This window comes from Variovorax sp. OV329 (genome assembly GCF_900114785.1).
Classification (GTDB): Bacteria; Pseudomonadota; Gammaproteobacteria; order Burkholderiales; family Burkholderiaceae_C; genus Variovorax.
In genome coordinates this window covers 77,263-93,857 of sequence record NZ_FOUG01000006.1, presented here as the reverse complement: position 1 = coordinate 93,857, position 16,595 = coordinate 77,263, and the positions used below count along the sequence as shown (strand labels likewise).

Below are 16,595 nucleotides of genomic sequence, written 5' to 3'. Positions count from 1 at the left end.
CAGCCTGCACGGAGTTCTCACATGTCCCAGCACGCCCGCCTGCCCGCCCGCTACGACCACGTCGGCAGTTTCCTGCGTCCCCAGTACCTGCTCGAAGCACGCGAGAAGAAGTCCAAGGGCGAGATCAACGCAGAGCAGCTTCGCGAAGTCGAAGACAAGGCCATCACCGAAATCGTGAAATTCCAGGAGGACGTGGGCCTCAAGAGCGTCACCGACGGCGAGTTCCGCCGCACCTATTTCCACATCGACTTCCTCGAACAGCTCGGCGGTGTCCAGGCCGACGTGCCGGTGCTCATCAAGAAGGCCGACGGCCACGAGGAACTGGCGCCGCCGGTGATGCGCGTCATCGACAAGGTGCGCCACGCCAAGAACATCCAGCTGGCCGACTTCGAGTACCTCAAGAGCCAGGTCTCGGCGGGCCACACGCCCAAGGTGACCATCCCCTCGCCCACCATGCTGCACTTCCGCGGCGGGCGCGCGGGCATCAGCAAGACGGCCTACCCCGAGCTGGACCCGGAGTTCTACGACGACGTGGCCAAGGCCTACGGCGACGAGCTGCGCTCGCTGGCCGCGGCCGGTTGCACCTACGTGCAGATGGACGACACCAACCTGGCCTACCTGTGCGACGAGCACCTGCGCGAAGCCGCCCGCCAGCGCGGCGACGACCCCAACGAGCTGCCACACCGCTACGCCAAATTCATCAACAAGGTGGTGGCACAGAAGCCCCCGGGCATGCTGCTGGCCATGCACCTGTGCCGTGGCAACTTCAAGAGCACGCACGCCGCGGCCGGCAACTACGAGCCGGTGGCCGAGGCACTGCTCGAGGAAATGGACCTGGACGCGTACTTCATGGAGTACGACGACGCCCGCTCCGGCGACTTCAAGCCCCTGCGCTTCCTGCCCAAGGGCAAGACCGTGGTGCTGGGCCTGGTGACCACCAAGTTCGGCCAGATGGAGGACAAGGACGAGCTCAAGCGCCGCATCGATGACGCCAGCAAGTACGCCGACCTCGACCAGCTCGCGCTGTCGCCGCAATGCGGCTTCTCCAGCACCGTGCACGGCAACAACATCGCGGTGGAGGCCCAGCGCGCCAAGCTGCGCCTGGTGATCGAGACCGCGCAGGAGGTCTGGGGCTCGACCTGACGCGCGCTTTCTGTTGAAGTCGGGGCCCATGACGACACGCATCTATTCGGGGCCCCTGAGCATGTTCGGCGCCAAGGTCGAGATCGCGGCACGCGAGAAGGGTGTCGCCTTCGAGCTGGTCATGGTGCCCTTCACCACCGACGACGCCTACGAGCCCAAGCACCCGGAGGTGCTGCGGGTGAACCCGGTCAAGCGCCAGGTGCCGGTGCTCGTGGACGAGGAGGTGGCGCTGTTCGACTCCACCCAGATCTTCGAGTACCTCGAGGATCGCTACCCGCAGGCCCCGCTCTGGCCCGAAGGCGTCGCCGACCGGGCACGCGCGCGGCAGCTGGAGCAGCAGTCGGACGAAGTCTTCTTCCCCAACGTGATCCGGCTCTTCGGCCTGCAGGACGACATGCAGGCCGCCCCGGCGCTCGCGGCTTGCGCCGCCTGCGCCCGCTTCTATGACGAGATGGAAGCGCTGCTGGCCGGGCGCGACTTCCTGGCCGGCCCCTACTCTTTCGCCGACATCGGCTTCTACATGGCCTGCGTGTTCGCGGACCGCAAGGGCGCAGGCATGACGGATGCCACGCCGCGCCTGATCGACTGGCGCACCCGCGTCGGCGAGCGCCCGGCGGTACGCGCCGTGGTCGAACCCATGATGGGCTTCCTGGCATCGCAGGGCCGCGGCGTGCCGGCCTTCCTGCAGCGCTGAGCGCCGAGGGCCCATGCCGCTTGCCGGATTCCGGGATTTCAACTGGCTGCCCTCGCCTTCGCAGCACTTGCTGGCCGTCGCGGTCGCGCTGCTGATTTATGTGCTGACCACGCGCTCGCAGCGCCAGCAGCGCGCGCCCACTACGGCGATCGCCTGGGTGATGGCGCTGGCGCTCATGCCCTACCTGATGCTGCCGATGTACCTGATGTTCGGGCGCCGCAAGCTGCGCCCGGCCGGCGCGCCGCGCCCGCCCCGTGCAGCGCCCCATGCGCACTGGGCGGCCGAACTCGTCGACAGCTTCGGCCTCGCCCCGCCCAGTCCCTGCAACATCCGCATGCATGCCGACGGCGCCGCCGCACGCGATGCGCTGTGGCAGGTGATCGAGGGCGCACGCGAGCGCCTGGACGTGGGCACCTTCATCATCGGCAGCGACGAACTCGGCCAGCAGGTGATGGAGCGGCTGGTGCGCCGCGCGCGCGAAGGCGTGAAGGTGCGTGTGCTGCTGGACGGCTTCGGCGCGCTGAGCCTGCCGCGGCGCTACTTCGACCAGCTGCGCGAGGCGGGTGGCGACGTGGCGGTGTTCCGGCCGCTCTTCAGCCTGCGCAACATCGGCCCGCGCAACCTGCGCAACCACCGCAAGGTGACCATCGCCGACGACCGCTGGCTCTGGTCCGGCGGGCGCAACCTGGCTGGCGAATACTTCTGCGGCAACGAGCAGCATCCGCAGCCCTGGCGCGACCTCTCCTTCGACCTGACGGGCAACGTCGCGGCGGCGGCGGCACGCCAGTTCTCGCACGACTGGGCCTCGGTGCGAAAGCGCCAGCCGCGCAGCATCGCCGACCTGCCGCCCACCGGCGGCACCAGCCTGGCCCAGTATTTGCCCAGCGGCCCCGACCAGACCGAGGACACGGCGCAGGCCCTGCTCATCGATGCCTGCTTCCGGGCCGAGCACCGGCTGATGGCCATCACGCCCTACTTCGTGCCCGGCGACGGCCTGCGTGATGCGCTGCGGCTGGCGGCACGCCGCGGCGTGCAGGTGACCATCGCGATCCCGCAGGTGTCCAACCACCGCCTGGCCGACTTCGTGCGCGCTCGCGCCATGCGCGACCTGGCGCGCGCCGGCGTGATCTTCCGCATGCTGCCCTTCATGGCCCATGCCAAGGCGGCGGTGGTGGACGAGAGCCTGGCGCTGTGCGGCAGCATCAACCTCGACGGCCGCAGCCTGCTGCTCAACCACGAGTCGACGGTGATCTTCTACAGCGCGCCGGAGATCGACTGGCTGGCCCACTGGATCGAGACCACGGCCTCGGCCGGCGAGACCTTCCGCGCTCGCCAGCCGGGCCTGGTGCGCGACGTGGCCGAAGGGCTGCTGCTGACGCTGGCCTTTCAGCTCTGAGGCTTGGCCAGGCGCTGGCGGTTGGTGTAGCTGACGTTGCCCAGGCCGGTGCCGACGGTCAGGATGCCCCAGTGCTTCACGTCCTGCATGAAGGGCAGTTCGCTCAGCCCCTGCACCACGGCGTCGTTGTGCATCAGCACCAGGGGATGCTGATCGTCGATGGGGGGCAGCAGTTCGGCCAGCTCGCTGGGCAGGTGGAAGTTCGGGCTCGCCCAGTCGCCGGGCATGTTCTGCGCGCCGCGCGCGATGGAGCCGTCCTCGCGGATCAGCCCCGGGCAGGCGATGCCCACAAAAGGCGCCAGCGCCAGCTTCTTTCTTCGCGCATGCGCGATCAGCTCGTGCAGCATGTCGGCGATGCCCTGTACGAGCAACTGGCGCTGCGGCTGGTCATCCGCGTGGCGCCACTTGTGGCGGCGCACGACGCGGGCGCGAGACAGGTCCGGCGCCTTCTTGCGCCGCGTCTGCACGATGCCGCATCGCACGTTGGTGCCGCCGATGTCCACCGCCAGGATGGCGTCGTATTCCTCGATCAGCACGCGTGGCGCCAGGTGCACCCAGCCGATCAGCCCTCCGTCGTCGGTTTCGTGCGAGAGGCGCGCGAGCTGCACCGCGATGCCGTCTGCCTGTAGCAGCGCGGCCGCCTGAAGCACCGCGTGCTCGCCCACGCCGCTGCCCGGCAAGCCGCCGCCCAGCACGATGCGCTGCACCTTGCGCCACGTCTTCTGGCGCAGGTAGCGCCGGATCACGTGGGCAAGCTCTTCGGAAAACTCCTCGATGGCCGCATGCAGCAGGTCCCTGGCCTCCTCCTTGTTGCGCTTGGCCTGCATGGCCTCGTCCAGCTCGCTCTTGGCAATGTGCTTGCTGGGCACCTTGCCCAGCGGGTCCTTGCCGTGGCGGTTCTTCAGGCGCTTGCGCCAGCGCTCCAGCAACTCGCGGAAGGCGGTCTGGCTGGCCTGGTCGCCGACGAAGCCGTGCTGGTCCCGCAGTTCCAGGCTATAGCTTTCGATCTTGATCTTGGGGAGGACCATCACGCCATGTGGCGCGACGTCGCTGGCTTGCATGCGCCTGGGCACGCTGGTCGCTTTTGGCATGTGCGCAACTGTGAAGCCCTTCGACGCGCCGGCGCATCGGCTTCGCGCAACATCGCGTGTAGGAAAGCGTCCTGCGCGCAGTGGGGCGTCCGAGCCTTAAACTGCCCGCGATGCACTGGCCTCGCCCTCGAACCTGGTCCTGCGTCCTGCTGGCGGCACTGCTGCCCCTCGTGCTGGCATTGTCGGCTTGGGCCCAGAGCGACACGCTGCGCGTGGGCTCCAAGCGCTTCACCGAGTCGTACATCCTGGCCGAGCTGCTGGCCCAGAGCGCCGCACCGCAACTGCCCGCGCCGCCGGTGGTGCGGCAGGGCCTGGGCAACACCGCCATCGTCTACGAGGCGCTGCGCTCGGGCGGCATCGACCTGTACGCCGAATACACCGGCACCATCGCCCTGGAAATCCTCAAGGGCCCGCCCGGCATGTCGCGCGAGCAGATCGCGGCTGGCCTCGCGCCCCTGGGCCTGGGCCTCGGGCCCGCGCTGGGCTTCAACGACGGCTACGCACTGGCGATGCGCGAGGCACAAGCCCGGGAACTGGGCGTCCGCACGCTCGGCGAACTCGCAAAGCATCCGCAACTGAAGCTGGGCCTGTCCAACGAGTTCATCGGCCGCGCCGACGGCTGGCGCGGGCTCGCTTCGCGCTACGGGCTGCCGCAGACGCCCACCGGCCTGGACCACGGGCTGGCCTACGACGCCATCGCCGCCAAGCAGATCGACGTGATGGACATCTACACCACCGACGCCAAGATCGATCACCTGGGCCTGCGCGTGCTGGAGGACGACCGCGCCTACTTCCCGCGCTACGACGCCGTGGTGCTCTACCGCCTGGACGTGGCGCAGCGCTTCCCCAAGGCCTGGGCCGCCATCGGCGCGCTGCAGGGCCGCATCGACGAGCGCGCCATGATCGCGATGAACGCGCGCGCCGAACTCAAGGGCGAGTCCTTCGACGCCATCGCGCGCAGCTTCCTCGCCCAGGGCCACGCCGGCGCAGCGCCGGAGGCCGGGCGCGGCTTCATGGCCAAGCTGCTGGGACCGGACCTGGGCCGCCTCGCGCGCCAGCACCTGCTGCTGGTGGCGGTGTCGGTGGGCATCGCCGTGCTGATCGCGGTGCCACTGGGCGTGCTGATCTTCCCGATGCAGCGGGTGCGCGCCCTCGTGCTGGGCATCACCGGGGTGCTGCAGACGGTTCCCTCGCTGGCAATGCTGGCGGTGCTGATCTCGCTGCTGGGCATCATCGGCACGGTGCCCGCGCTGGTGGCGCTCACGCTCTATTCGCTCCTGCCGATCATGACCAACACGGTGACGGGCCTGGCCGAAGTGCCCGAAGGACAGCGTCAGGCCGGCACCGCATTGGGCATGACCTCGGCCCAGAACCTGCGGCTGGTGCAGCTGCCACTGGCACTGCCCACGCTGGTGGCCGGCGTGCGCACGGCCACCGCCATCGCGGTGGGCACGGCGACCATCGCGGCCTTCGTGGGTGCCGGGGGATTCGGCGAGCGCATCGTCACCGGCCTGGCGCTGAACGACCGGGCCCTGTTGCTGGCTGGCGCAATCCCTGCGGCAGCCCTGGCCCTGGCGAGCGAGGCGCTGTTCGAGGCGCTGCAGTGGTGGATGCGGCGGCGCTATCCGCGCTAGGCGATCTGCTGCTCCAGCGCCCACAGCACGTGCTCGCGCACCAGTTCGCTGGGATGTTCCCGCCGTGATTCGAGCGCCGCGCGCGCCGACGTATCTCCGCTTCTCAACGCATTGCCCAGCGCCACCGCGATGTTGCGCAGCCAGCGCTCGTGGCCGATGCGGCGGATCGGGCTGCCCTCGGTGCGCGAGAGGAATTCTTCTTCGCTCCACGCGAACAACGCGGCCAGGGTGCTGCCGGCGAGCCCTTCGCGCGGATCGAAGTCGGGCAAGGCGCTCTTCTTGGCGAACTTGTTCCAGGGGCAGGCGAGCTGGCAGTCGTCGCAGCCATAGATGCGGTTGGCCATCAGCGGCCGCAGTTCCTCGGGGATGGGGCCCGGATGCTCGATGGTGAGGTAGGAGATGCAGCGCCGCGCGTCCAGCCGCTGCGGTGCGACGATGGCCTGCGTGGGGCAGATGTCGATGCAGGCGCTGCACGAGCCGCAGTGCGGGCTCACCGGCTCGCTGGGCGGCAGCGCCAGGTCGACGTAGATCTCGCCCAGGAAGAACATGGAGCCCGCCTCGCGGTCCAGCACCAGCGTGTGCTTGCCGCGCCAGCCCTGGCCGCTGCGCGATGCGAGCTCGGCCTCCAACACCGGCGCCGAGTCGGTGAAGGCACGGTGGCCGAAGGGCCCGACCTCCGCCGCGATGCCATCGGCCAGCTTCTGCAGCCGAGAGCGCAGCACCTTGTGATAGTCCCGGCCCCTCGCATACATCGACACGATCGCCTCGCCAGGACGATCGAGCCTGGCGAACTCGATGCGCTGCCAGTCATCGGGCGTGCCGCGCGGCAGGTAGTCCATTCGAACGGTGATCACGCTCACCGTGCCCGGCACCAGCTCGGCCGGCCGGGCGCGGCGCAGGCCGTGCGCGGCCATGTAGGCCATCTCGCCATGGAAACCTTTTTCGAGCCACTGCATCAATCCAGGCTCCGCCGCGGACAGGTCGACGCCTGCCACACCGATTTGGGAGAATCCGAGCTCCCGCGCCAGCGTTTGAATACGGGATACGAGTTGCCTGCTGCCGATCACCTGCCGATTGTAGAAACGCGCCAATGGCGCAATGAAGAAGACACGCTGTCCTTCGCCGCCCGCCTGGCGCAGGCCATGGGCTCGCAGCCCGACCTGGCCGACAGCTTCATCGCCTTGCATGGCGACCTGGGCGCCGGCAAGACCACCTTCGTGCGGCACCTGCTGCATGCGCTGGGGGTCCGCGGCCGCATCAAGAGTCCCACCTATGCGGTGGTCGAACCGCATGCCACGCCTTCGGGCCTGGCGGTGCATCACTTCGACTTCTATCGCTTCAGCGATCCGCGCGAATGGGAAGACGCCGGCTTCCGTGACATTTTCGCGGGTCCGGGGCTCAAGTTGGCGGAATGGCCAGAGAAGGCCGCGGGCCGCATTCCACTTGAGGATCTTGCTATTAAAATCGAAGCAATGAGCGACGAGACGCGAACCGTGATCCTGCAGGCCGGCACCCCGCGCGGCGCCCGGCTTCTCCGTGAGGCGCTCGCATGAGCGGCGGCGACCTGGGCCAGGAACAACCCAAGCTGCTGATGCAACGGCGAGCCCTGCTCAAGGGCGGCAGCCTGGCGCTGCTCCTCAGCGGCCAGCAGATCGCCTGGGGCGCGAGCATCGTCGCGGTGCGGGTCTGGCCGGCCAACGACTACACCCGAGTCACCATCGAATCCGACGCGCGGGTGCAATCGCGGCAACTCGTCGTCGGCAACCCGCCTCGCCTGGCGGTCGACATCGAGGGCATCGACCTCAACCCCGCGCTGCGCGAACTGGTCGGCAAGATCCGCCCCGACGACCCCTACATCAACGGCCTGCGCGTGGGCCAGTTCGCACCCGAGGTGGTGCGCATCGTGTTCGACCTGAAGAAGCCGGTGCTGCCCCAGGTGTTCTCGCTTGCACCGGTGGCAGCCTACAAGCATCGCCTGGTGCTCGACCTGTATCCCGAGCAGCCGGTGGACCCGATGGAGGCCCTGATCGCCGAGCGCATGCGCGACGCGCCGGCCTCCGCACCCGCGCCGGCCTACGCGCAACCGAAGCCTTCCGCCTCCGATCCCCTGGGCGACCTGATGGCGCAGCAGTCCGCACGCCCCTTGCCGTCCACGCCAGTCGCGCCCACGCCCCTGCCGCCTTCGGTGGCTATTGCCACGCCGCGCCCGTCGGCGCCGCCCAGCGTGGCGCCCGCGCCGCCGGCCGCGCAGGTGGCGAGTGCCGCCACCTCCACCCGCACCGACCGCATCATCATCGTGGCGCTGGACCCGGGGCACGGCGGCGAGGACCCGGGCGCCATGGGCCCCAACGGCACGCGCGAGAAGGACATCGTGCTGCAGGTGGCGCACCGCCTGCGCGACCGCATCAACAGCGCCAACGTCAATGGCAACCCGATGCGCGCCTTCCTCACGCGCGACGCCGACTTCTTCGTGCCGTTGCATGTGCGGGTTCAGAAGGCACGCCGCGTGCAGGCCGACCTGTTCGTGAGCATCCATGCCGACGCCTTCACCAACCCCGACGCGCGCGGGGCCAGCGTGTTCGCGCTGAGCCAGCGCGGCGCCTCGAGCAGCGCCGCGCGCTGGTTGGCCAACAAGGAGAACGATGCCGACAAGGTGGGCGGCATCAACATCCGCGCAGAAGACCTGCACGTGCAGCGCGCACTGCTCGACATGAGCACCACCGCGCAGATCAACGACAGCCTCAAGCTGGGCACTGCCATGCTCGGCGAGATTCGCAACGTCGGCAAGCTGCACAAGGGCCAGGTGGAGCAGGCCGGATTCGCGGTGCTCAAGGCGCCCGACATTCCCAGCGTTTTGGTGGAGACCGCCTTCATCAGCAACCCGGACGAAGAAGCCAAGCTGCGCACGACCGGCTACCAGGAAGACCTGGCCGATGCGTTGATGCGTGGCATCCAGCGCTACTTCGCGCAGAACCCACCGCTGGCCCGCAGCCGTCAGCTCTGACCGACGCCCGCGGCGCCGTGGTCCGTCAACGCGCGGCCTCCTCCGCGTGCAAGGCCGCGCGGCTGGCTCCTACAGCCGCGGCGCGTCCCGCTTCCTACAGTCTTCTCATGACCACTCCTAGGTGAAGAATCATGTTGAAGACACGCTATTGGGTTTGCGCGATCACGCTGTCGGCCACCGCTTTCCTGGGCGGCTGCGCCAGCGGCCCGAGCAACCAGCAACTCGGTACCGTAGGCGGTGCCGTTGTGGGGGGCGCGGTAGGCAATGCCGTGGGCAACGGGAGTGCCCTGGGCACCGTGGGTGGCGCCGCCGCCGGCGCGCTGATCGGCAACGAAGTGGGCCGCCGCAGCGACAACCGCAACTACTACGACAACCGCAACAACTACTACCCGAACAACGGGCCGCGCAATTGAACGCTACTGAAGCTTGTTGAGCGAGCCGTCGGGCACTGGTGCCCGACTGGACTTGCGTCCTGCGCGCCAGGCGCCGTAGATGGCGATGAGGCCCGGCACCAGGATCAGCGCCCAGATGATCTTGTCCAAGTGCTGGCGCACGAAAGGCAAGTTGCCGAAGAAATAACCCGCCGTCGCGATGCCGAGTACCCAGAGCAGCGCACCCGTCACGTTGTATGCGGTGAACTTTGGGCGGCTCATGCTGGCCACACCCGCCACGAAGGGCGCGAAGGTGCGGATGAAGGGCATGAAGCGCGCAAGGATGATCGTGATGCCACCGTAACGCTCGTAGAACTCGTGGGCCTGGTTGAAGGCCCGCTTGTTGAAGAAGCGCGAGTTCTCCCACTGGAAGACCTTCGGGCCGAAATAACGGCCGATCGCGAAGTTGGTCTGGTCGCCCAGGATGGCCGCGGCCAGCAGGATGCCGCAGGCCAGCGGGAAGTTCATCATCCCCACCCCGCACAGCGCCCCGACGATGAACAGAAGCGAGTCGCCAGGCAGGAAGGGCATCACGACCAGCCCCGTCTCGACGAACACGATGACGAACAGCAGCACGTAGACCCACGTGCCGTAGGCGGCGACGAAGGCTTCCAGGTGCTTGTCGACGTGCAGGATGAAGTCGACGAGAAAGGCGATGATTTCCATGGGCTCATTATCACGAGCCTGCGTGAACGAAAGCCGAATACCGGGCCGGCGCACCGGCGATTACGATTTCCTAGAATGGCCGGGTGAGCGCCGTCCTACCTTCTCCCGCCGAATTCGCCGCCTCCCCTGCACGCCGTCCGATCCGCGAGCTCCCCGACGAGCTCATCAGCCAGATCGCCGCGGGCGAGGTGGTCGAGCGTCCCGCCTCCGTCGTGCGCGAGCTGGTGGACAACGCACTGGATGCGGGCGCGCGCCAGATCGTGGTGCGGCTGCTGGCCGGCGGGGTGCGCCTGATCTCCGTGGAGGACGATGGGCAGGGCATCCCGGCATCGGAACTTCCCGTCGCCCTGCGCCGCCATGCCACCAGCAAGATCGCGAACCTGCGCGATTTGGAAACCGTGGGCACCATGGGTTTTCGCGGCGAGGCGCTGGCGGCCATCAACTCGATCGCCGGACTTTCGCTGCATTCGCGCACGGCGGACACGCAGGGCGGTGATACCGGTGCCTGGTCGCTCGACGGCCAATCGGGCGAACTCAGGCCCGTCGCGCGCGCTGTGGGCACCACGGTGGAAGTGCGCGAGCTCTTTTTCGCCACGCCCGCCCGCCGCAAGTTTCTCAAGACCGACGCCACCGAGTTGGCGCATTGCCTGGAAGCAGTGCGCCGCCATGCACTGGCGCGGCCCGACGTGGGCTTCGCCGTGTGGCACGAAGGCAAGCTGGTCGAGCAGTGGCGCCCGGCGGCATCGCAGGCGGCACGGCTGGCCGACGCGCTGAGCGAGGACTTCGTCTCGCGCAGCGTGCCGGTAGACCATGCCATGGGCCCGGTGCGCGTGACTGGCCGGGCCGGCATTCCGGATGCGGCACGCTCGCGTGGAGACCAGCAGTTCTTCTACGTCAACGGCCGCTTCGTGCGCGACAAGGTGCTTGCGCACGCGGCCCGAAGCGCCTACGAGGATGTGCTGCACGGCCAGCGCCAGCCGGTGTATGCCCTGTACCTGGAGATCGACCCGGCCCGCGTGGATGTGAACGTGCATCCCACCAAGATCGAGGTGCGCTTTCGCGACGGGCGCGAGGTGCACCAGGCTGTGCGCCATGCCATCGAGAACGCGCTGGCCGTGCCGCGCGCGGGCCAGGGCGCAGCCGCGCCGCTGGCCGATGCGGCCACGCCGCTGCCTGCCTTCGACTCCCCCGCCCCAAACCCGATGCGCCCCTGGTCGCAACCCGCGATGCAGTTAGTCGCCAGCGAGCGCCAGGGCCCGGGCGACAGTGCGGCGATGTGGCCGACCCGCGCCTACGAGCGACCGGCGCAGGACTTGCCGGCCGGCGGCTTCGCGGCAGCGCTTCCGGGTGCTCCCGCCGCTTTTGTTTCGACGCTGGTCCAGCCTGCGCCGGCGCAGGGCGAGACCTGGCCACTGGGCCGCGCCCTGGCACAGCTGCAGGGCATCTACATCCTGGCCGAGAACGCCCAGGGCCTGGTCATCGTCGACATGCATGCGGCGCACGAGCGCATCGTCTACGAGCGCCTGAAGGTGCAACTCGAAGGCGCCGCCATCGGCAGCCAGCCGCTGCTGATCCCGGCCACCTTTGCCGCCACGCCGCAGGAAGTGGCCACCGCCGAAGCCTGTGCCGCGGTGCTGCCGGCGCTGGGCCTGGAGATCACGCCTTTTTCGCCCAAGACGCTGGCTGTGCGTGCCGTGCCAAGCACGCTGGCCGACGGCGACCCGGTCGAACTGGCCCGCAGCGTGCTGGCCGAACTGGCGCAGCACGACGCCAGCACCGTGGTGCAGCGCGCCCAGAACGAACTGCTGGGCACCATGGCCTGCCACGGGGCGGTGCGCGCCAACCGCAAGCTGACCATCGACGAGATGAACGGGCTGCTGCGGCAGATGGAAGCCACCGAGCGCTCGGACCAATGCAACCATGGCCGTCCGACCTGGCGGCAGGTAACCGTGCGCGACCTGGACGCGCTCTTTTTGCGCGGCCGCTGAACCGGGTCCGCGTAAACCCTAGCAGCCTAGGGATTTTCCCGGGTTTTACCCGCAAAAGCCGCGCTTCAGCCGGCTGAAGCAGACAATTTGACACTTTATGACTAACTGCCCTGTCATCCCCGGTGGTGGCATGGCCGTTGCATGAACTTGTGCCTGCGCCCCCTGACAGGGCGTGAGGAACTTTGCCTGCCGTCCGTCTGTCGATCGTCTAGTTGCCCTTCGAATGAAACGCTGGTCCCTGTTCGCATTGAGTACCGTGCTGGTCGGCGTCCTCGCCGGCGGCTGTTCCACACTCGACACCCAGCAGCGCGAATGGATCTTCCAGCCCAGCGACCGCAGTTGGGGCAACACGGCCGCCCTGGCGGCCGGCATGGACGACGTCTGGATCGACTTCAATTCCAGCGTCAGCGGCGAGCCGGTGCGACTGCACGGGTTGTGGCTGGGCAACAAGCCCGAATCCAAGGACACGCCGGTGCTGCTGTACCTGCACGGGGCGCGCTTCAACGTGGCAGGCTCGGCGCCGCGCATCCAGCGCATGCATGAACTGGGATTCTCGGTGCTGGCGGTGGACTATCGCGGCTTCGGCAAGAGCACCAAGGAACTGCCCTCCGAAGACACGGCCCGCGAAGACGCCATGGCCGCCTGGAAGTGGCTGGCCAGGCAGCATCCGCAGCAACGCCGCTACATCTTCGGCCACTCGCTGGGCGGCGCCATCGGCATCGACCTGGCCTCGCGCGTCAACGACGAGAGCGGCACCATCGTCGAAGGCACCTTCACCTCCATCTCTGATGTGGTGAGCAGCTTCAAGTGGGGCTGGCTGCCCTTCCAGCCCTTCATTACGCAGCGCTTCGACGCGCTGGCGCGGGTGAAGGACATCGGCGCCCCGCTGCTGGTGGTGCACGGTTCGCTCGACAACCTCATCCGTCCCGAGTTGGGCCGCAAGCTCTACGAGGCGGCCACGGTGCCCAAGATGTTCGTGCTGGTGCAAGGCGGCTCGCACCACAGCACCAACACGGTGGGCGAGGTGCAGTACCGTGCGGCGCTCAACCAGCTGTTCCGCATGCACCCGCCGCCCCTGGAAGCCGCGCCGCCGCCGCAACCGGACGACGGCAGGGTGCACGCGCGCGCCAGCGAACGCGCGCCCAGCTGAGCCAGGCTGCTCACGCGCAGCGCAGCCATCGGCGCCTGTTAACCTCGGGCGCATGCCGCCCTCCCCCCCTTCCGCCGCGACCTGGATCGGCCTGGCGGGTCCCACCGCGAGCGGCAAGACGGCCGCGGCCCTGGCACTGGCGCAGGCCCTGCCGATCGAGATCATCAGCGTCGACTCGGCCCTGGTCTACCGCAGCATGGACATCGGCACCGCCAAGCCCAGCGTGCAGGAGCAGGCGCAGGTGCCGCACCACCTGATCGACATCCGCGATCCCACCGAAAGCTACAACGCCGGCGCCTTCGTGCGCGACGCCACGAGGCTCATCGACGAGATCCGGGCGCGCGGCCGTTTGCCGGTGCTGGCGGGCGGCACCATGCTGTATTTCAATGCGCTGGTCCACGGCATCGACGACATGCCCAGCGCTGCGCCCGAACTGCGCGAGCGCATCGAACGCGAAGCCGCCGAGCGGGGATGGCCGGCCATGCACGCGCAATTGACGCTGGTCGACCCCGTGACCGCCGCGCGCCTCGCGCCCAACGACAGCCAGCGCATCCAGCGCGCGCTCGAGGTCTGGCACGCGAGCGGCCGGCCGCTGTCCAGCTTCCATGCGGAGCGCACCGCCACCGCGGCTGCGGAGCCCCTGGCCCTGATCTCGCTCGAGCCACAGGAGCGCCCCTGGCTGCACGAGCGCATCGCGCAGCGTTTCGATGCGATGCTGGCCGCGGGCTTCGTCGACGAGGTGCGCGCCCTGCGCGCGCGCGGCGACCTCAAGCCCGAATTGCCGTCCATGCGCTGCGTGGGCTACCGGCAGGCCTGGGAAGCGCTGGACCGGCTCTGGCCCATGGACGAGCTGCGCGAGCGCGGCATCGCCGCCACCCGCCAATTGGCCAAGCGCCAGGTCACCTGGCTGCGCAGCATGCCGCAGCGCACCGTGGTCGAGGCCGCTGCGCCGGACGCCGCGCAGCAGGTGCTTGGGCAGGTGCGCGCATGGCTCGACGCCGGCCAGGTTAAGTGGGCCGCATGAGCAGCGCACCGACAAGGCAAGGCCTCTCGGTCCGCTCCCTGGCCAAGCACTATGGCGAGACGGCGGTGTTCAGCAATGTGTCCCTCGACGTCGCGCCCGGCGAATTCATCGCCATCGTGGGCGAATCCGGCGTGGGCAAGTCCACGCTGCTCAACTGCATGGCGGCCCTGGACCACTGGGACGACGGCACCATCACCCACGAAGGCGTCGAACTCGGCGCCCTGGACGGCGAGCAGCGCGCCATCTGGCGTCGACTGAAGGTGGGCTTCGTGTTCCAGGCCTTCCACGTACTGCCGCACCTGGACGTGGCGCAGAACATCGCCCTGCCGCTCATGCTGCAGGGCAAGCGCGACGATGCGCGCGTGGCACGGATGCTGGCGGCCGTGGGCCTGGCCGGAACCGGCGAACGCCTGCCGCAGCAGCTCAGCGGCGGGCAGCTGCAGCGCGTGGCCATCGCGCGGGCGCTGGTGCACCGGCCCGCCCTGCTGCTGGCCGACGAGCCCACCGGCAACCTCGATCCGGCCACGGCCGCCAAGGTGATGGAACTGCTCACGCTGCAAACGCGCGAACATGGCGCATCGCTGGTGCTGGTCACCCATTCCGAGGCAGCGGCGGCGCGCGCCGACCGCGTGCTGCACCTGCGCGCCGACGGCATCGCGCAGGGTTGAAGGTCACGCACAGGAAAATTGTCGAAATGGCGCGCCGCCAGCCGTCATTGGGTCGAGCGATCTTGCTCGGCATCCCTCGAAGCACGAGGAAACAAGGAGTCCCGTCATGGAATACCTCATGATGTTCTACGAAACGCAGGAAGACTTCGCCCGCCGCGAAACCCCGCAGGCCCAGGCGCAGTTCGGCAGTTGGCTGTCCTACATCGGCGCCATGCAGGAAGCAGGCGTCATGCGCGGCGGCAACGGCCTGCAAGGCCCGCTGACCGGCACCTCGCTGCGCATCCGCGGCGACAAGCGCCAGGTGCAGGACGGTCCCTTCGCCGACACCAAGGAGCAGTTGGGCGGCTACGTGCTGCTCGACGTGGCCAACCTGGACGCCGCGCTGGAATGGGCGGCGCGCGCCCCCTGCGCGGCCACCGGCGGCGTGGAGCTGCGGCCCCTGTTCAACCCGTCGAAGATGTGACGCAAGACGGCCGCGAAGCCGCGCACCGCAGCGCCGAGCAGGCGGCGCGGCAGTCCTACGGTCGGCTGCTGGCCATCCTGTCGGCGCGCACGCACGACATCGCGGCCTCGGAAGACGCGCTGCACGATGCCTTCGAGCGCGCACTCGAACGCTGGCCGCGCGAAGGCATCCCCGATCGCCCCGAGGCCTGGCTGCTGCAGGTGGCGCGCCATCGACGCCTGGATGCCTGGCGCCATGCCCAGGTGCAGGACGCCGCGGTGCACAGCCTGCAGGTGCTGGCACAGGCCGTGGAGGGCGAGGCCGAGGGCGGCGCCGCCGTTCCCGACGAGCGCCTGCGCCTGCTCTTCGTCTGTGCGCATCCGGCCATCGACGGCGCGGCACGTGCGCCGCTGATGCTGCAGACCGTGCTGGGTCTGGACGCGGCCCGCATCGCCAACGCCTTCCTGGTCGCGCCCGCCACGCTGGGCCAGCGCCTGGTGCGCGCCAAGTCGCGCATCCGCGCCGCGGGCATCGGCTTCGAATACCCGCGCGCCGAGGACCTGCCCCAGCGCCTGCAGGACGTGCTGGACGGCATCTATGCCGCCTACGGCACCGGCTGGGACGACGTGGACGGCGCCGACGCCAGCCATCGCGGGCTCACGCTGGAAGCCATCGAGCTGGGCCGCATCCTTTGTGCGCTGATGCCCGGCGAACCCGAGCCGCGCGGCCTGCTGGCGCTGATGCTCTTCTGCGAGAGCCGGGCGCAGGCCCGGCGCGACGCGCAAGGTGCCTACGTGCCGCTCGATGCGCAGGACCCGGCGCACTGGAACGACGGCATGCGCATCGAGGCCGAGGCGCAGCTGGCGCAGGCGGCCGCCTTCGGCGCGCTGGGCGCCTACCAGCTCGAGGCCGCGATCCAGTCGGCCCATACGCAGCGCCGCCTGGGCATGCCCGTGCCGCCCGCGGCGCTGGTGGCGCTCTACGACGGCCTGCTGGCACTGCGCCCCAGCATCGGAGCCCAGGTGAGCCGCGCCTGTGCCCTGGCCACGGCGGATGGCCCGGCCGCGGGACTGCAGGCGCTGGATGCGATCGACGCCGCCCAGGTGGCGAGCTACCAGCCTTGCTGGGCGGCACGCGCGCACCTGCTGGGCGCCTGCGGCCGCATTGACGAGGCGCGCTCTGCCTATGCGCGCGCGGGTGGCCTCACTGCACAGCCGGCGGTGCGTGCCTACCTCGAAGCCGCTGCACGGCGGCTGCGCTGAAT

Annotated in this window: 16 protein-coding genes; 13 read left to right on the top strand and 3 right to left on the bottom strand. The window is 69.2% G+C overall.

What is annotated here, in order from left to right; all coding sequences use genetic code 11:
• Positions 1 to 21 precede the first annotated feature (21 nt).
• From BM345_RS11985 to BM345_RS11975, 3 genes are read left to right on the top strand one after another with little or no spacing between them, the layout of a single operon-like run.
• A complete protein-coding gene (locus tag BM345_RS11985) occupies positions 22 to 1,143 on the top strand; it encodes a 5-methyltetrahydropteroyltriglutamate--homocysteine S-methyltransferase (RefSeq protein ID WP_093379716.1) in 1,122 nt (373 codons plus the stop codon).
• Between the two features lie 28 nt (positions 1,144 to 1,171).
• Positions 1,172 to 1,837, top strand: coding sequence for a glutathione S-transferase family protein (locus BM345_RS11980; RefSeq protein WP_093380178.1), 666 nt, complete (start codon positions 1,172 to 1,174; stop codon positions 1,835 to 1,837).
• Between the two features lie 13 nt (positions 1,838 to 1,850).
• Positions 1,851 to 3,233, top strand: a complete 1,383-nt coding sequence (locus tag BM345_RS11975) for a phospholipase D-like domain-containing protein (RefSeq protein ID WP_093379714.1) — start codon at positions 1,851 to 1,853, stop codon at positions 3,231 to 3,233.
• Here BM345_RS11975 and BM345_RS11970 read toward each other — a convergent pair.
• The gene (locus BM345_RS11970; protein ID WP_093379711.1) at positions 3,224 to 4,294 is read right to left on the bottom strand and encodes an ROK family protein; all 1,071 of its coding nucleotides are present in this window, start codon (positions 4,292 to 4,294) and stop codon (positions 3,224 to 3,226) included. The two genes, BM345_RS11975 and BM345_RS11970, sit on opposite strands and share 10 nt — an antisense overlap.
• Before the next feature lie 140 nt (positions 4,295 to 4,434).
• Between BM345_RS11970 and BM345_RS11965 the strand changes: the two genes are divergently transcribed.
• Positions 4,435 to 5,958 (top strand): glycine betaine ABC transporter substrate-binding protein, encoded by a 1,524-nt coding sequence (locus tag BM345_RS11965; RefSeq protein ID WP_093379708.1) that lies wholly within the window; start codon positions 4,435 to 4,437, stop codon positions 5,956 to 5,958.
• Here BM345_RS11965 and queG read toward each other — a convergent pair.
• Positions 5,955 to 7,025, bottom strand: a complete 1,071-nt coding sequence (queG, locus tag BM345_RS11960; protein WP_139237503.1) for a tRNA epoxyqueuosine(34) reductase QueG — start codon at positions 7,023 to 7,025, stop codon at positions 5,955 to 5,957. The genes BM345_RS11965 and queG overlap by 4 nt on opposite strands.
• Here queG and tsaE point away from each other — a divergent pair.
• The 3 genes from tsaE to BM345_RS11945 all read left to right on the top strand — a co-directional run bounded on the left by tsaE (position 6,960) and on the right by BM345_RS11945 (position 9,375).
• A complete protein-coding gene (gene tsaE, locus BM345_RS11955) occupies positions 6,960 to 7,511 on the top strand; it encodes a tRNA (adenosine(37)-N6)-threonylcarbamoyltransferase complex ATPase subunit type 1 TsaE (protein WP_254789703.1) in 552 nt (183 codons plus the stop codon). The genes queG and tsaE overlap by 66 nt on opposite strands.
• Positions 7,508 to 8,962 (top strand): N-acetylmuramoyl-L-alanine amidase, encoded by a 1,455-nt coding sequence (locus tag BM345_RS11950; protein ID WP_254789702.1) that lies wholly within the window; start codon positions 7,508 to 7,510, stop codon positions 8,960 to 8,962. Before tsaE ends, BM345_RS11950 begins: the two co-directional genes overlap by 4 nt.
• Positions 8,963 to 9,093: 131 nt before the next feature.
• The gene (locus BM345_RS11945) at positions 9,094 to 9,375 is read left to right on the top strand and encodes a glycine zipper 2TM domain-containing protein (protein ID WP_093379703.1); all 282 of its coding nucleotides are present in this window, start codon (positions 9,094 to 9,096) and stop codon (positions 9,373 to 9,375) included.
• A gap of 3 nt (positions 9,376 to 9,378) precedes the next feature.
• Here BM345_RS11945 and BM345_RS11940 read toward each other — a convergent pair whose 3' ends face one another.
• Positions 9,379 to 10,059 (bottom strand): DedA family protein, encoded by a 681-nt coding sequence (locus BM345_RS11940; protein ID WP_093379700.1) that lies wholly within the window; start codon positions 10,057 to 10,059, stop codon positions 9,379 to 9,381.
• A gap of 83 nt (positions 10,060 to 10,142) precedes the next feature.
• Here BM345_RS11940 and mutL point away from each other — a divergent pair, with 83 nt between their 5' ends.
• The 6 genes from mutL to BM345_RS11910 all read left to right on the top strand — a co-directional run bounded on the left by mutL (position 10,143) and on the right by BM345_RS11910 (position 16,593).
• Positions 10,143 to 12,047, top strand: coding sequence for a DNA mismatch repair endonuclease MutL (mutL, locus tag BM345_RS11935; protein WP_093379698.1), 1,905 nt, complete (start codon positions 10,143 to 10,145; stop codon positions 12,045 to 12,047).
• Positions 12,048 to 12,270: 223 nt separating this feature from the next.
• The gene (locus BM345_RS11930; protein ID WP_093379695.1) at positions 12,271 to 13,197 is read left to right on the top strand and encodes an alpha/beta hydrolase; all 927 of its coding nucleotides are present in this window, start codon (positions 12,271 to 12,273) and stop codon (positions 13,195 to 13,197) included.
• Positions 13,198 to 13,249: 52 nt separating this feature from the next.
• Complete coding sequence (gene miaA / locus BM345_RS11925; RefSeq protein WP_093379693.1) at positions 13,250 to 14,221, top strand: tRNA (adenosine(37)-N6)-dimethylallyltransferase MiaA; 972 nt, start codon at positions 13,250 to 13,252, stop codon at positions 14,219 to 14,221.
• Positions 14,218 to 14,889: an ABC transporter ATP-binding protein gene (locus BM345_RS11920; protein WP_093379690.1), complete on the top strand. Its 672-nt coding sequence runs from the start codon at positions 14,218 to 14,220 to the stop codon at positions 14,887 to 14,889. Before miaA ends, BM345_RS11920 begins: the two co-directional genes overlap by 4 nt.
• A gap of 106 nt (positions 14,890 to 14,995) precedes the next feature.
• Positions 14,996 to 15,352, top strand: a complete 357-nt coding sequence (locus BM345_RS11915) for a YciI family protein (protein ID WP_093379688.1) — start codon at positions 14,996 to 14,998, stop codon at positions 15,350 to 15,352.
• Positions 15,349 to 16,593 carry an RNA polymerase sigma factor gene (locus BM345_RS11910; protein ID WP_254789701.1) on the top strand — a complete coding sequence of 415 codons (1,245 nt, stop codon included), beginning with the start codon at positions 15,349 to 15,351 and terminating at the stop codon, positions 16,591 to 16,593. The genes BM345_RS11915 and BM345_RS11910 overlap by 4 nt, the downstream gene beginning before the upstream one ends.
• Positions 16,594 to 16,595: the final 2 nt, after the last annotated feature.

Excerpts from the sequence above, each read along its gene's own strand:
- BM345_RS11985 (WP_093379716.1), top strand. The coding sequence starts at position 22 with ATGTCCCAGCACGCCCGCCTGCCCGCCCGCTACGACCACGTCGGCAGT.
- BM345_RS11980 (WP_093380178.1), top strand. The coding sequence starts at position 1,172 with ATGACGACACGCATCTATTCGGGGCCCCTGAGCATGTTCGGCGCCAAG.
- BM345_RS11975 (WP_093379714.1), top strand. The coding sequence starts at position 1,851 with ATGCCGCTTGCCGGATTCCGGGATTTCAACTGGCTGCCCTCGCCTTCG.
- BM345_RS11970 (WP_093379711.1), bottom strand. The coding sequence starts at position 4,294 with ATGCAAGCCAGCGACGTCGCGCCACATGGCGTGATGGTCCTCCCCAAG.
- BM345_RS11965 (WP_093379708.1), top strand. The coding sequence starts at position 4,435 with ATGCACTGGCCTCGCCCTCGAACCTGGTCCTGCGTCCTGCTGGCGGCA.
- BM345_RS11950 (WP_254789702.1), top strand. The coding sequence starts at position 7,508 with ATGAGCGGCGGCGACCTGGGCCAGGAACAACCCAAGCTGCTGATGCAA.
- BM345_RS11945 (WP_093379703.1), top strand. The coding sequence starts at position 9,094 with ATGTTGAAGACACGCTATTGGGTTTGCGCGATCACGCTGTCGGCCACC.
- BM345_RS11940 (WP_093379700.1), bottom strand. The coding sequence starts at position 10,059 with ATGGAAATCATCGCCTTTCTCGTCGACTTCATCCTGCACGTCGACAAG.
- BM345_RS11930 (WP_093379695.1), top strand. The coding sequence starts at position 12,271 with ATGAAACGCTGGTCCCTGTTCGCATTGAGTACCGTGCTGGTCGGCGTC.
- miaA (WP_093379693.1), top strand. The coding sequence starts at position 13,250 with ATGCCGCCCTCCCCCCCTTCCGCCGCGACCTGGATCGGCCTGGCGGGT.
- BM345_RS11920 (WP_093379690.1), top strand. The coding sequence starts at position 14,218 with ATGAGCAGCGCACCGACAAGGCAAGGCCTCTCGGTCCGCTCCCTGGCC.
- BM345_RS11915 (WP_093379688.1), top strand. The coding sequence starts at position 14,996 with ATGGAATACCTCATGATGTTCTACGAAACGCAGGAAGACTTCGCCCGC.